The 13622-nt window shown below is 59.0% G+C and carries 13 protein-coding genes and 5 tRNA genes; 13 read left to right on the top strand and 5 right to left on the bottom strand.

What is annotated here, in order from left to right; genetic code table 11:
* The first annotated feature begins 70 nt into the window (after positions 1-70).
* A complete protein-coding gene (gene xth / locus TU81_RS11635) occupies positions 71-865 on the top strand; it encodes an exodeoxyribonuclease III (protein WP_048395163.1) in 795 nt (264 codons plus the stop codon).
* Positions 866-978: 113 nt separating this feature from the next.
* Positions 979-1818: an arylamine N-acetyltransferase family protein gene (locus tag TU81_RS11630; protein ID WP_048395161.1), complete on the top strand. Its 840-nt coding sequence runs from the start codon at positions 979-981 to the stop codon at positions 1816-1818.
* Positions 1819-1879: 61 nt separating this feature from the next.
* On the opposite strand, the gene TU81_RS11625 is transcribed toward TU81_RS11630, so the two are convergent.
* Positions 1880-2224: a BrnA antitoxin family protein gene (locus tag TU81_RS11625; RefSeq protein ID WP_038980063.1), complete on the bottom strand. Its 345-nt coding sequence runs from the start codon at positions 2222-2224 to the stop codon at positions 1880-1882.
* Positions 2225-2227: 3 nt separating this feature from the next.
* A complete protein-coding gene (locus tag TU81_RS11620) occupies positions 2228-2509 on the bottom strand; it encodes a BrnT family toxin (protein ID WP_048395159.1) in 282 nt (93 codons plus the stop codon).
* A gap of 253 nt (positions 2510-2762) precedes the next feature.
* On the opposite strand from TU81_RS11620, the gene TU81_RS11615 reads away from it, so the two are divergent.
* Positions 2763-4280, top strand: coding sequence for a nucleobase:cation symporter-2 family protein (locus TU81_RS11615; RefSeq protein ID WP_048395157.1), 1518 nt, complete (start codon positions 2763-2765; stop codon positions 4278-4280).
* A gap of 177 nt (positions 4281-4457) precedes the next feature.
* On the opposite strand, the gene TU81_RS11610 is transcribed toward TU81_RS11615, so the two are convergent.
* Positions 4458-4533: transfer RNA gene (locus tag TU81_RS11610), tRNA-Asn, on the bottom strand.
* Between the two features lie 225 nt (positions 4534-4758).
* Here TU81_RS11610 and TU81_RS11605 point away from each other — a divergent pair.
* The gene (locus tag TU81_RS11605; protein ID WP_008007186.1) at positions 4759-4989 is read left to right on the top strand and encodes a hypothetical protein; all 231 of its coding nucleotides are present in this window, start codon (positions 4759-4761) and stop codon (positions 4987-4989) included.
* Here TU81_RS11605 and TU81_RS11600 read toward each other — a convergent pair.
* The gene (locus tag TU81_RS11600; RefSeq protein WP_007905992.1) at positions 4986-5186 is read right to left on the bottom strand and encodes a hypothetical protein; all 201 of its coding nucleotides are present in this window, start codon (positions 5184-5186) and stop codon (positions 4986-4988) included. The two genes, TU81_RS11605 and TU81_RS11600, sit on opposite strands and share 4 nt — an antisense overlap.
* 235 nt (positions 5187-5421) lie before the next feature.
* A complete protein-coding gene (locus TU81_RS11595; RefSeq protein ID WP_048395156.1) occupies positions 5422-6618 on the bottom strand; it encodes an amino acid aminotransferase in 1197 nt (398 codons plus the stop codon).
* A gap of 352 nt (positions 6619-6970) precedes the next feature.
* Between TU81_RS11595 and uvrB the strand changes: the two genes are divergently transcribed.
* From uvrB to TU81_RS11550, 9 genes are all read left to right on the top strand, one after another.
* Entirely contained in the window at positions 6971-8986 is a 2016-nt protein-coding gene (gene uvrB, locus TU81_RS11590) for an excinuclease ABC subunit UvrB (protein ID WP_038980066.1), read from the top strand.
* Positions 8987-9253: 267 nt separating this feature from the next.
* Entirely contained in the window at positions 9254-10735 is a 1482-nt protein-coding gene (gene gltX, locus TU81_RS11585) for a glutamate--tRNA ligase (RefSeq protein WP_038980067.1), read from the top strand.
* 190 nt (positions 10736-10925) lie between these two features.
* Positions 10926-11001 (top strand) — tRNA-Ala (locus TU81_RS11580).
* 79 nt (positions 11002-11080) lie between these two features.
* A tRNA-Glu gene (locus tag TU81_RS11575) sits at positions 11081-11156 on the top strand.
* 53 nt (positions 11157-11209) lie between these two features.
* A tRNA-Ala gene (locus TU81_RS11570) sits at positions 11210-11285 on the top strand.
* Positions 11286-11365: 80 nt separating this feature from the next.
* A tRNA-Glu gene (locus tag TU81_RS11565) sits at positions 11366-11441 on the top strand.
* A 182-nt stretch (positions 11442-11623) separates the two neighbouring features.
* The gene (locus tag TU81_RS11560; protein WP_038980068.1) at positions 11624-12163 is read left to right on the top strand and encodes a TetR/AcrR family transcriptional regulator; all 540 of its coding nucleotides are present in this window, start codon (positions 11624-11626) and stop codon (positions 12161-12163) included.
* A 30-nt stretch (positions 12164-12193) separates the two neighbouring features.
* Positions 12194-13027: an alpha/beta fold hydrolase gene (locus TU81_RS11555; RefSeq protein WP_007905981.1), complete on the top strand. Its 834-nt coding sequence runs from the start codon at positions 12194-12196 to the stop codon at positions 13025-13027.
* Positions 13028-13075: 48 nt separating this feature from the next.
* A complete protein-coding gene (locus TU81_RS11550) occupies positions 13076-13513 on the top strand; it encodes an acyl-CoA thioesterase (RefSeq protein ID WP_038980069.1) in 438 nt (145 codons plus the stop codon).
* Positions 13514-13622: the final 109 nt, after the last annotated feature.

The raw sequence follows: 13622 nt of genomic DNA, 5'->3' as shown, positions 1-13622 counted from the left end.
GCCACGGCAACTGCCGTGGCGCACCCCGGTCACAACTGGATACCGCCCCGTCCGTTGCGAGCGTCGGATCATGAAGAACCTGAAAATCGCCACCTTCAACGTCAACGGCATGCGCGCCCGCTTGCCGAATCTGCTGGCCTGGCTTGCGCGAGAACAGCCAGACATCGTCTGCTTGCAAGAGCTCAAATCGGTCGACGGCGCGTTCCCCGTCGCCGAACTGGAGGCGGCCGGGTATGGCGCCGTCTGGCACGGCCAGGTGTCGTGGAACGGGGTGGCGATTCTGGCGCGCGATGCACAACCGCTGGAGAGCCGACGCGGTTTGCCGGGTGATGACAGCGATACCCATAGCCGCTACGTGGAAGCTGCCGTGCACGGGGTTCTAGTGGGCTGTCTGTACCTGCCCAATGGCAATCCGCAGCCGGGGCCGAAATTCGATTACAAACTGGCGTGGTTCGAGCGGCTGATCTCGCACGCCAAGGATCTGCAGAGCAGCGACCATCCGGTGGTGCTGGCCGGCGACTACAACGTGGTGCCCACCGATCTGGACATCTACAACCCGCGCTCCTGGCTCAAGGACGCGCTACTGCAACCCGAGAGTCGCGCGTGTTATCAGCGGCTGCTGGACCAGGGCTGGACCGATTCCCTGCGTCATCTGTATCCAGAGGAGCGGATCTACACCTTCTGGGATTATTTTCGTCAGCATTGGCAGAAAAACTCGGGGTTGCGCATCGATCATCTGCTGCTCAATCCGACACTGAGTCCTTACCTGCAAGAGGCCGGCGTCGATGCCTGGGTTCGCAACGAACCTCATGCCAGCGATCATGCACCGACATGGATTCGATTGGGTTCGCGCAAGCGTCGATAGTCTTGGCGTGTGCGGCGATTGGCTAAATCAATTGTCAGTCCGACCGTGTTTTCCCTTATACATGGCGCCCATCGGCGGAGCGATCCGCGGACCTCTGCATAAAGGATTGAGCGATGAGCGAGACACGACTGACAAATCTTGCGCTGTACCTGCAGCGCCTGGGCTTCGATACGCCCCCGGCACCGACCCTGGAAACCCTGCGACAACTGCAACTGCGCCACACGGGTGCCTTTCCGTTCGAAAACCTCACCACGTTATTAGGCGAACCGGTGCTCATCGATCTGCCGTCCATAGAGCAGAAAGTCCTCCACGACGGTCGTGGTGGCTACTGCTACGAACTCAACAACCTGTTCCTGGCCTTGCTTCAGACATTGGGCTTCGACGCACGTGGTATCACCGGTCGCGTGGTCATGGGCCAGCCCGAAAGCGCGTGGACCGCACGGACGCACCGCTTGAGCCTGGTGACCCTGGATGGCGTGCGCTACATCACCGACGTCGGCTTCGGCGGCATGGTGCCCACCGCACCGCTGATGCTGGATACCGAAGTCGAGCAGTTCACGCCCCACGAACCCTATCGCATTGAACCGCATGCCGACGGCTACACCCTGCGCGCCAACGTCGGCGGTGAATGGCGGGCGATGTACATCTTCGATCTGCAGCGTCAGGAAGACATCGATTACACCCTCGGCAACTGGTACGTATCGACCTATCCCGAATCGTCCTTCGTGAAACAACTGATGGTGGCGCGGACGGGGGAGGGATGGCGACGCACATTGAATAACGGCAGTTTTGCCATTCATTGCATGGGCAGTGACAGCGAACGGCGGCAGGTGGCGGATGTGGATGAGTTGATCGGGTTACTGGAAAGTGAATTCGGGATTCGAGTGCCAGCGCCGGAAGTGTTGAAACGGGTGCTGGAGCGGTTGATTGAGCCTGTGTCGCAGGTAAGTTGAGCGTCATGCAATGGGGCGGATTTAATCAATTCGCCCCTTTTTCTTTTGGTCGGTGTTGTGTCTAGGAACGAACTTCAAGCTCCATCACGTGATGGATTTCGCTGAGGGCCTCTGACAATTTTTTCTCCAGGCTTTTCAGCTCGGAGGCCGTTATTCCTTTTTTGAGATGCCCGACATTTGCAACGGCAGGGTTCTGATCGGGCTTCGCCGTTTTGCCTTTATCGCTGAGCAATGCCTGGCGCAGGGTATTGTTGATTACCGTCTGATAGCCATACCCCTCGCTTTCTGCCGACGCACGCGCGGCCTCTATGACGACATCATCGAGCATGATGGTGATTCGGGTCTTGCCTTTGCTGGAGGCAACCGCTCCACGCTTGGCGTTGCTGAAGTCGTATTCATCTTTCATCGGTCAAGCCTCCATATAGTGGCGACGCTCGTTTTTGGTGGCGATGCGCGCGGAAATGATTCGCACGAAATTCGGGTCGCGGTAGGTGTATGCAACGACCAGCAGTCGACCTTTGGCATCCAGCCCGACGATGATCCATCGCGGCTCATCATGGTGGTTGTCCTGAAGCGTCAGGGCTCGTTCGTCATAAAACACCGGTTCTGTGTCGGCGAGGCTGATGCCTTGATGCTTTAGTTTGTTGGCCGCGTTCTTTGCCTTGTGGTACTGAATTTCGAATGACTTCATTATGCATACTTTATATGTATAAGCGAGAGGCGGCCGTGCCGGCGGTCGCTTGGAAAGCAAAAGATTAGCGGTGGGGAGGGAAAGGGGAGGAAGGATGTATTTCAAGAGTTTTTAGGCTGGGGGCTCTGCGGCTAAAGGGCGGTGTGAACATCTGTCCATAATCTGACCGGTTAGTTGTATACAACTCTATAGACATTTGTCCCGACTATTGAATACAGTGTGCGCACAACAAAAACCAGGGAACCCCCCAACCATGAAAACGCCCCATGTTTCACAACAACGGCCCGAGGATGAGAATCTCGGGATCGGCGCGAATATGGCTTATGGCCTGCAACACGTTCTGACCATGTACGGCGGTATCGTCGCGGTGCCTTTGATCATCGGTCAGGCTGCCGGGCTTTCGCCGGCGGACATCGGTTTGTTGATTGCTGCTTCATTGTTCGCAGGGGGGCTGGCGACATTGCTGCAGACCCTGGGTTTACCGTTTTTCGGTTGTCAGTTGCCGCTGGTGCAGGGTGTGTCTTTCTCCGGCGTTGCGACCATGGTGGCGATTGTCAGCAGTGGTGGGGAGGGCGGCTTTCAGTCAATTCTCGGGGCGGTGATTGCCGCGTCGCTGATCGGCTTGCTGATCACGCCGGTGTTCTCGCGAATCACCAAGTTCTTTCCGCCGCTGGTGACGGGCATTGTGATCACCACTATCGGCCTGACGCTGATGCCGGTGGCCGCACGCTGGGCCATGGGCGGCAACAGCCATGCTCCGGACTTCGGCAGCATGGCGAACATCGGCCTGGCGGCGGTGACGTTGGTGCTGGTGCTGCTACTCAGCAAGATCGGCAGTGCAACTATCTCCCGTTTGTCGATCCTCTTGGCCATGGTCATCGGCACAGTTATCGCCGTGTTCCTCGGCATGGCGGATTTCTCGTCCGTCACCCAAGGCCCGATGTTCGGCTTCCCGGCACCGTTCCATTTCGGCATGCCGACCTTCCACTTCGCCGCGATCCTGTCGATGTGCATTGTGATCATGGTGACCCTGGTGGAAACCTCCGCCGACATTCTGGCCGTCGGTGAAATCATTGACACCAAAGTCGACTCCAAACGCCTGGGCAACGGCCTGCGCGCCGACATGCTGTCGAGCATGATCGCGCCGATCTTCGGCTCCTTCACCCAGAGCGCCTTCGCCCAGAACGTCGGGCTGGTGGCGGTAACCGGGATCAAGAGCCGTTTCGTGGTGGCCACTGGCGGTGTGTTCCTGGTGGTACTCGGATTGCTGCCATTCATGGGTCGGGTCATCGCCGCCGTACCAACCTCCGTGCTCGGTGGCGCCGGCATCGTGCTGTTCGGCACCGTGGCGGCCAGCGGCATTCGGACGCTGTCCAAGGTCGACTACCGCAACAACGTCAACCTGATCATCGTCGCCACCTCCATCGGTTTCGGCATGATCCCCATCGCTGCACCGAACTTCTACGACCACTTCCCTAGCTGGTTCGCGACGATCTTCCACTCGGGCATCAGCTCTTCGGCGATCATGGCCATCGTTCTGAACCTGGCCTTCAACCACCTCACCGCCGGCAACTCGGATCAACAATCGGTGTTTGCGGCCGGTACCGAGCGGGTCTTGCGTTATCAGGATCTGGCGGCATTGCGGGAAGGGGATTACTTCAGCGAAGGCAAGCTGCGTGACTGCGACGGGAATGAGATTCCGGTGGTGGAGGCAGAGCATGGGCATGCAGAGCCGCGAGCGGTGCATGCGAAAAGCAGTGAGCATGTCTGACGGCGGTACCCGATAAAAAGGCAGGTAGATCAAAAGATCGCAGCCTGCGGCAGCTCTACGGGGATTCGTGTGCGATGCGATCCCCGGAGTTGCCGCAGGCTGCGATCTTTTGACTTTATAGCGAGCACAAAAAAGCCCCTGAATCTTTCGATTCAGGGGCTTTTCGATTTTGCTGTCTGGCTCCACGACCTGGACTCGAACCAGGGACCCAGTGATTAACAGTCACTTGCTCTACCAACTGAGCTATCGCGGAATGGCGTCTATGTTACTGATTCAAAAAGAGAAGTCAAGCCTCTGTTGGCAGTTTGATGTTTTCATCGGATCAGAGGGGGTTATCGGCCATTGGCGGTTACCAGAATCGCGGTAGAGGTCTACCATGGTCGCCCGGAAGTGGTGACACGCGCTGCCGGCCCTCAGCCGAAAAGGTATGCGCCATGAATCACCTAACCCTCACACCTCAAAACAGCGAGGTGTTCGCATGAGCATCGCTCAGATCAGCCTGCCCAAAGGCGTTGGCCCGCACGCCGAGAAACTGTTCGACGCCATCACTCAGGCCAGCACCGCTGACGAATTGAACCGTGCGGGCGGCAAGGCCGAAGGTTTTGTACTGGGCCTGGAAAGCACCAAGGCGATCAAAAGCCAGGTGGCCGAGTCGCTTTATGTGGCCTATGACGACGCGGCCAGCCAACGTGCGACCGAATTGGCTTAACCGCCGAAGGTAATGGTGCCCAGCATCAGTTTGGCGTACAGCATCGTGGCGGTCAGTTGCACCAGCCACAACGCCAGGCCGCCAAGGAACACGCCCGCAGCCACTTGCAGCACCAGGTTATTACCGCGTTTGGCCGAGGAGCGGGGCACGAAGTGGTCCAGCTCGTCGCGGTCGGCGCGTAGGTCATCGTTTTTCATGTGGGTTCTCAAGAATTCTCGGGTGTACTCATAACCTGTGGGAGCGGGCTTGCTCGCGAAGGCGGCGGGACATCCAGCATCAATGTGACAGATAGACCGCTTTCGCGAGCAAGCCCGCTCCCACATTTTTGATCTGTGTGCAGTCTAGAGTGACCAGTCGCCGAACTGGGAATTATCAAAGACAAATAAAAAACGGGAAGCCCTATGGCTTCCCGTTTTCATATCACGCAAAGACTCAGATCACCTGAACGATGGCCTTGGTCACAGCGTCGATGTTGCTCTGGTTCAGCGCGGCAACGCAGATGCGGCCGGTGTCCAGGGCGTAGATGCCGAACTCGTTGCGCAGACGGGTTACCTGCTCAACCGTCAGGCCGGAGTAGGAGAACATGCCGCGCTGGCGACCGACGAAGCTGAAATCACGCTGTGGAGCGTTTTTCGCCAGCAGGTCGACCATCTGGGTGCGCATGCCGCGAATCCGCAGGCGCATTTCTGCCAGTTCTTCTTCCCACTGGGCGCGCAGTACCGGGCTGTTCAGCACGGCGGCGACGATGCTTGCACCGTGGGTCGGCGGGTTGGAGTAGTTGGTGCGGATCACGCGTTTGACTTGCGACAGCACGCGTGCGCCTTCTTCTTTCGATTCGCTGACGATCGACAGGGCGCCAACGCGCTCGCCGTACAGCGAGAAGGATTTGGAGAACGAGCTGGAAACGAAGAAGGTCAGGTCCGATTCGGCGAACAGGCGCACGGCCGCGGCGTCTTCATCGATGCCGTCGCCAAAGCCCTGGTAGGCCATGTCGAGGAATGGCACGTGACCTTTGGCCTTGACCACCTCCAGCACGTTTTTCCAGTCCGCCGGGCTCAGGTCCACGCCGGTCGGGTTGTGGCAGCAAGCGTGCAGCACAACGATCGAGCCGGACGGCAGGGCGTTCAGGTCTTCCAGCAGGCCGGCGCGGTTAACGTCGTGGGTGGCGGCGTCGTAGTAGCGATAGTTCTGCACCGGGAAGCCGGCGGTTTCGAACAGCGCTCGGTGGTTTTCCCAGCTCGGGTCGCTGATTGCCACGACGGCGTTCGGCAGCAGTTGCTTGAGGAAGTCGGCACCAATTTTCAGCGCGCCGGTACCGCCGACAGCTTGGGTGGTGATAACCCGGCCAGCGGCGATCAGCGGCGAATCATTGCCGAACAGCAGTTTCTGCACGGCCTGGTCGTAGGCGGCGATGCCGTCGATCGGCAAGTAGCCACGGGAAACGTGTTGAGCGGCGCGAATCGTCTCGGCTTCGACAACGGCGCGCAGGAGTGGAATTCGCCCCTCCTCGTCGCAGTAAACACCGACCCCCAGGTTGACCTTGTTGGTACGGGTATCGGCATTAAATGCTTCGTTGAGGCCCAGGATTGGATCGCGTGGTGCCATTTCGACAGCGGAGAACAGGCTCATTATTGCGGCGGCTCTGAATGGAGTGTGGAGGGACGTGTCGCGCTCCAGCCGAATGCACTAGAGCGGTGCACAAACGGGGAGCTAGTATAGAGGCCATCAGCGATTGATGGCGACAGGCGATTCGGCTTTTACGGTAAGTTTTTCCAATTATTTTTCGATCGTTGGTTGAGTGATGTCGTCAAAGGTTCTACCTGATGTAGGACGTTTGCCTTGAAAGCGATGGCAATCGGCTCCACATTGAGCACAATCCAGTTTTTTCCTCGGGCGACATCGGTCGTTTGCGGTCTTTTTCGTTGCTGTCCGGTTTGACCGGACAGGCGCGAATCCCCGCACCGAGAACCGAGAGGTATTTATGTCTGAATTCCAGCTAGTCACCCGCTTCGAGCCCGCCGGCGATCAGCCGGAAGCCATCCGCCTGATGGTCGAGGGCATTGAGGCCGGGCTGGCGCACCAGACGTTGCTCGGTGTGACCGGCTCGGGCAAGACCTTCAGCATTGCCAACGTGATCGCCCAGATACAGCGCCCGACACTGGTGCTGGCGCCCAACAAGACTCTGGCCGCGCAGTTGTATGGCGAATTCAAGGCGTTCTTCCCGAACAACGCGGTTGAATACTTCGTCTCCTATTACGACTACTACCAGCCCGAAGCCTACGTGCCATCATCCGACACCTTCATCGAGAAGGATGCCTCGATCAACGACCACATTGAGCAGATGCGCCTGTCCGCGACCAAAGCGTTGCTGGAGCGCAAGGACGCGATCATCGTCACCACGGTGTCCTGCATCTACGGTCTGGGCAGTCCGGAAACCTATTTGAAGATGGTGTTGCACGTCGATCGCGGCGACAAGCTCGACCAGCGCGCGCTGCTGCGTCGTCTGGCCGACCTGCAATACACCCGCAACGACATGGACTTCGCCCGGGCGACTTTCCGGGTGCGCGGCGATGTGATTGATATCCACCCGGCGGAATCCGATTTCGAAGCGATCCGCATCGAGCTGTTCGATGACGAGGTGGAGAGCCTGTCCGCCTTCGACCCGCTGACCGGTGAAGTCATTCGCAAACTGCCGCGTTTCACCTTCTATCCGAAGAGCCACTACGTGACGCCGCGGGAAACCCTGCTCGAAGCTACCGAAGGGATCAAGGTCGAATTGCAGGAGCGCCTGGAATACCTGCGCTCCAATAACAAACTGGTGGAAGCCCAGCGACTGGAGCAGCGCACCCGTTTCGACCTGGAGATGATCCTCGAGCTGGGCTACTGCAACGGCATCGAAAACTATTCGCGCTACCTCTCGGGCCGTGAGTCCGGCCAGGCGCCACCCACTTTGTTCGACTACCTGCCGGCGGACGCCTTGTTGGTGATCGACGAATCCCACGTCAGCGTGCCGCAAGTCGGCGCCATGTATAAAGGTGACCGTTCCCGTAAAGAGACGCTGGTCGAGTACGGCTTCCGTCTGCCGTCCGCGCTGGACAACCGGCCGATGCGTTTCGACGAATTCGAAAGTATCAGCCCCCAAACGATTTTTGTCTCGGCCACGCCGGGCAATTACGAGGCGGAACACGCCGGTCGAGTGGTCGAGCAATTGGTGCGCCCAACCGGTCTGGTGGACCCGCAAATCGAAATCCGTCCGGCATTGACTCAGGTCGACGACCTGCTCTCGGAAATCAGCAAGCGTGTGGCCCTGGAAGAGCGGGTGCTGGTCACCACGCTGACCAAGCGCATGTCCGAAGACTTGACCGATTACCTGGCCGACCACGGCGTGCGTGTGCGTTATCTGCACTCGGACATCGACACCGTGGAGCGGGTCGAAATTATCCGTGACTTGCGCCTCGGCGTCTTCGATGTGCTGGTGGGGATCAACCTGCTGCGTGAAGGCCTGGACATGCCGGAAGTCTCGCTGGTGGCGATTCTCGATGCCGACAAGGAAGGCTTCCTGCGTTCCGAGCGCTCGCTGATCCAGACCATCGGCCGGGCAGCGCGCAACCTCAATGGGCGGGCGATTCTGTACGCGGATCGCATCACCGGTTCCATGGAGCGAGCGATCGGCGAAACCGAGCGTCGTCGCGACAAGCAGATCGCCTTCAACCTGGCCAATGGCATCACGCCGAAGGGGGTGTTCAAGGACGTCGCCGACATCATGGAAGGCGCAGTCGTGCCGGGTTCGCGCAGCAAGAAACGCAAAGGCATGGCCAAGGCCGCCGAGGAAAGTGCCAAATACGAGGCCGAACTGCGCTCGCCGAGCGAGATCAGCAAGCGCATTCGTCAGCTGGAAGAAAAGATGTACCAGCTCGCCCGCGACCTGGAATTCGAAGCTGCGGCACAGCTGCGCGACGAAATCGGCAAGTTGCGGGAGCGGTTGTTGGTCGTTTGAACTTTGTGTTGTCTGTGAGGGCCTCTTCGCGGGCAAGCCTCGCTCCTACAGGGGCGTGTCGGTCGCAAAATGGGTTAACGACACGGCCCTGTAGGAGCGAGGCTTGCCCGCGAAAGGCGCACCATGGTCCAAAGCCCTGGCGCAATCCCGACATCAGTCTTCTTAAATACCCCACTCACTGGAGCGTGGCAGGCTACGCCTGTTACCATTCGGCTCTTGTTGGAAGTTCGCTTTGATCTTCGCTTTTTATTCTTTTCGAGACATGCCATGACCACCGTCCGCACTCGCATCGCGCCATCGCCTACCGGGGATCCCCACGTAGGTACCGCTTACATCGCTTTGTTCAACTACTGCTTTGCCAAGCAGCATGGCGGTGAGTTCATCCTGCGGATCGAAGACACCGACCAACTGCGTTCGACCCGCGAGTCCGAACAGCAGATTTACGACGCCCTGCGCTGGTTGGGTATCGACTGGAGCGAAGGCCCGGACGTCGGCGGTCCGCACGGTCCTTACCGTCAAAGCGAGCGCGGCGATATCTATCAGAAGTACTGCCAGCAACTGGTCGACATGGGCCATGCTTTCCCGTGCTTCTGCACCAGCGAGGAACTGGACCAGATGCGCGCCGAGCAAATGGCGCGTGGCGAAACCCCACGTTACGACGGCCGTGCGCTGTTGCTCTCCAAGGAAGAGGTCGCGCGTCGCCTGGCTGCCGGCGAGCCGCACGTCATCCGCATGAAAGTGCCGACCGAAGGCGTGTGCGTGGTGCCTGATATGTTGCGTGGCGATGTCGAGATCCCGTGGGATCGCATGGACATGCAAGTGCTGATGAAGACCGACGGTCTTCCAACGTACTTCCTGGCCAACGTGGTCGATGACCACTTGATGGGCATCACCCATGTTCTGCGCGGTGAAGAATGGCTGCCTTCGGCACCGAAACTGATCCTCTTGTACGAATACTTCGGCTGGGAGCAACCGCAGCTGTGCTACATGCCGCTGCTGCGTAACCCGGACAAGAGCAAGCTGTCCAAGCGCAAGAACCCGACCTCGGTGACGTTCTACGAGCGCATGGGCTTCATGCCGGAAGCAATGCTCAACTACCTGGGGCGCATGGGCTGGTCGATGCCGGACGAGCGCGAGAAGTTCTCGCTGCAGGAAATGGTCGACAACTTCGACCTGCAGCGCGTTTCCCTCGGTGGGCCGATTTTCGACATCGAGAAGCTGTCGTGGCTCAACGGCCAATGGCTGCGTGACCTGCCAGTGGAAGAGTTCGCCGCTCGCCTGCAAAAATGGGCACTGAATCCTGAATACATGATGAAGATCGCACCGCACGTGCAGGGCCGGGTTGAAACTTTCAGCCAGGTCGCGCCGCTGGCCGGCTTCTTCTTCGCCGGTGGTGTGAACCCGGACGCCAAGCTGTTCGAATCCAAGAAGCTCTCGGGCGATCAGGTTCGTCAGTTGATGCAGTTGATTTTGTGGAAGCTGGAAAGCCTGCGTCAGTGGGAGAAGGACAGCATCACTGCAACCATCCAGGCGGTGGTCGAATCCCTGGAGTTGAAGCTGCGTGATGCGATGCCGCTGATGTTCGCCGCGATCACAGGCCAGGCTAGCTCGGTATCGGTGCTCGACGCGATGGAAATCCTCGGTCCGGACCTGACCCGTTTCCGTCTGCGCCAGGCTATCGACCTGCTGGGCGGCGTGTCGAAGAAGGAAAACAAGGAGTGGGAAAAACTGTTGGGCAATATCGCCTAAGGTCGTTTGATCCTGCGTAGGAGCTGCCGAAGGCTGCGATCTTTTGATCCTGCTCTTCGGCGCCACCCCCGTTTTTCGGGGGGAGGGCGGTAAGTGATTGTTATGGCGACAAAAAATTTTGGAAATTGTTAAAAATAAGTTTGACAGCCTTCCGATGCGCCATTAAGATTCGCCCCGTCCTCAGCGATGAGGGGCTATAGCTCAGCTGGGAGAGCGCTTGCATGGCATGCAAGAGGTCGACGGTTCGATCCCGTCTAGCTCCACCAATTTACACTTCAAGGTCTGGCCACACCGGCCTTGAAGCGATCAACACTCAGCGTTGATCAAGTGTATAGAAGGGTTTGCGTCCCCTTCGTCTAGTGGCCTAGGACACCGCCCTTTCACGGCGGTAACAGGGGTTCGAGTCCCCTAGGGGACGCCAGTTTTACAGAAGCGATGTTGCAAGATGTCGCTCCGCCGCGAGGCGAAAAATCCGGGGCTTTAGCTCAGCTGGGAGAGCGCCTGCATGGCATGCAGGAGGTCAGCGGTTCGATCCCGCTAAGCTCCACCAATTTTACAGTTCAAGGTCTGGCCACACCGGCCTTGAATCGATCAGCTCTCAGCACTGATCAGTTGTATAGAAGGGTTTGTGTCCCCTTCGTCTAGTGGCCTAGGACACCGCCCTTTCACGGCGGTAACAGGGGTTCGAGTCCCCTAGGGGACGCCACGATTACCCGCTCTGCGGGATTTTTAAGGGTCATTCAATTATTGAATGGCCCTTTTGTTTGTCTGGCGTTTGGCCAACTCTCCTTTTTCCTCAAAACTGTTCTTCAGACCAGCGGTCACATTCACGACTTGCGGAAAATTATTATGAGAATAATATTCTAGTCGTAATATTCGGAGGCAACGATGAACGATAAAAAAGCTCAAACCCGCGAGCGCATCCTCAAGGCTGCCAGTGCAGCGCTGATCCAGCGCGGCCCGGCCGAGCCGAGCGTGGGTGAAGTGATGGGCGCGGCCGGCCTGACAGTCGGCGGCTTCTACGCGCACTTCGAAAGCAAGGACGCATTGATGCTGGAAGCGTTCAAGCAGCTACTCAGCCATCGTCGTGGCTTGATCGCCGACATGGACGCCGAGTTGACTGGCGAAGAGCGTCGCGCGTTGGTCGCGGCGTTCTATCTGTCGCGCAAACACCGTGATTCCACCGAGCATGCATGTCCGATTCCGGCGTCGGTCGGTGAGCTGGGCCGTCTGCCGGACGAATTTCGTGTGGCGTTGAATGAGCATGTTGAATTGATGGTCGCGCAGTTAGCGGCCAGCCCGGAAGACACCGACAAGGTCTTGGCCGACATCGCCTTGATGGTCGGTGGTTTGGCTCTGGCACGGGCGCTGGGGCCAGGAGAGTTGTCCGATCGTTTGCTGCGCGCCGCCAAGTCGGCGGTGTTATGACCTAAAGGCGTCAGCCTGAGGAGATGGGCGATGAACACGTTGAGCTGGGTTCGTGGCGTTAATGGCACCTTGGGCTGGTTCGCGCCGAAGCTGGTCGCGAGCAAGATGCGTCTGGCATTCATGACCCCGCGCGAGTTACCGCCGCGTGATTGGGAATTGCCGCTGCTGGCGAAATCTGAACGAATCACTTTGCGTTTCGGCCTCTCGGCGCTGCGCTGGGGCCAGGGGCCGGCAGTGTTGTTGATGCACGGCTGGGAAGGCCGACCAACGCAGTTTGCTGCGCTGATTACGGCGCTGGTCGATGCCGGTTACACCGTGGTTGCCCTGGACGGCCCGGCTCACGGTCGTTCGCCTGGTCGCGAGGCTAATGTGGTGCTGTTCGCTCGGGCCATGCTCGAAGCGGCCGCTGAACTGCCGCCGCTGCAAGCGGTGATCGGTCACTCCATGGGCGGCGCCAGTGCCATGCTCGCGGTTCAGTTGGGCTTGCGCACCGAAACCCTGGTCTCGATCGCCGCCCCGGCGCGAATTCTCGGGGTACTGCGTGGGTTCGCACGCTATGTGCGCCTGCCGCCCAAAGCGCGTTCGGCGTTTATTCGCCAAGTCGAGAAAGACGTCGGCATGCGCGCCGCTGCGCTGGATGTTGCGCGCTATCAGCTCGACATGCCGGGGCTGATCGTCCATGCCGAGGACGACAACTTTGTTCCGGTCAAGGAATCCCAGTTGATTCACGAAGCCTGGTTCGACAGCCGTCTGTTGCGCCTGGAGGAGGGTGGTCATCAGCGGGTGCTCGCCGATCCGCGGGTGATCGATGGCGTTCTTTCGCTGCTGGCCGGTCGCAGCCTGCAATCGCGCCAATCGGCCTGAGCTTCCGTTACACTGCCCCGGTCGAAATAATCTGACCAGGAGTGGGGCATGGGCTGGGATCGGGCAACGCCGTTTATCATTGATCTGGAAGTGGGCGCCGAGGACATCGACGGGCTAGGCCACGCGAACAACGCGGTATACGTGACCTGGCTCGAGCGCTGCGCCTGGCGTCACTCGCAACGGCTTGGGCTGGATCTGGTCGAGTACCGGCGGCTGGATCGGGCGATGGCGGTGGTACGGCACGAGATCGATTACCTGGCAGCAGCCTATGAGGGCGATGAGTTGCAGTTGGCGACCTGGATCGTCGATTGGGACCAGCGCCTGAAAATGACCCGACACTTTCAGTTGAAACGCCCCAGCGACAACACTACGTTGCTGCGGGCGCAGACCACTTTCGTGTGCATCGAGCTGTCGACCGGCAAGCCCAAGCGCATGCCGGCGGAGTTTATCGAGGGCTACGGTCCTGCATTGCAGCCTGCCACTTGACACGATCCCCTGTAGGAGCTGCCGAAGGCTGCGATCTTTTGATCTTGCTCTTTCCGGGCTTGCTGAAAATCAAGATCAAAAGATCGCAGCCTTCGGCAGCTCCTACAGG

This window comes from Pseudomonas lini, assembly GCF_001042905.1.
GTDB classification, from domain to species: Bacteria; Pseudomonadota; Gammaproteobacteria; order Pseudomonadales; family Pseudomonadaceae; genus Aquipseudomonas; species Aquipseudomonas lini.
This window is presented reverse-complemented; position numbering and strand designations above follow the sequence as displayed.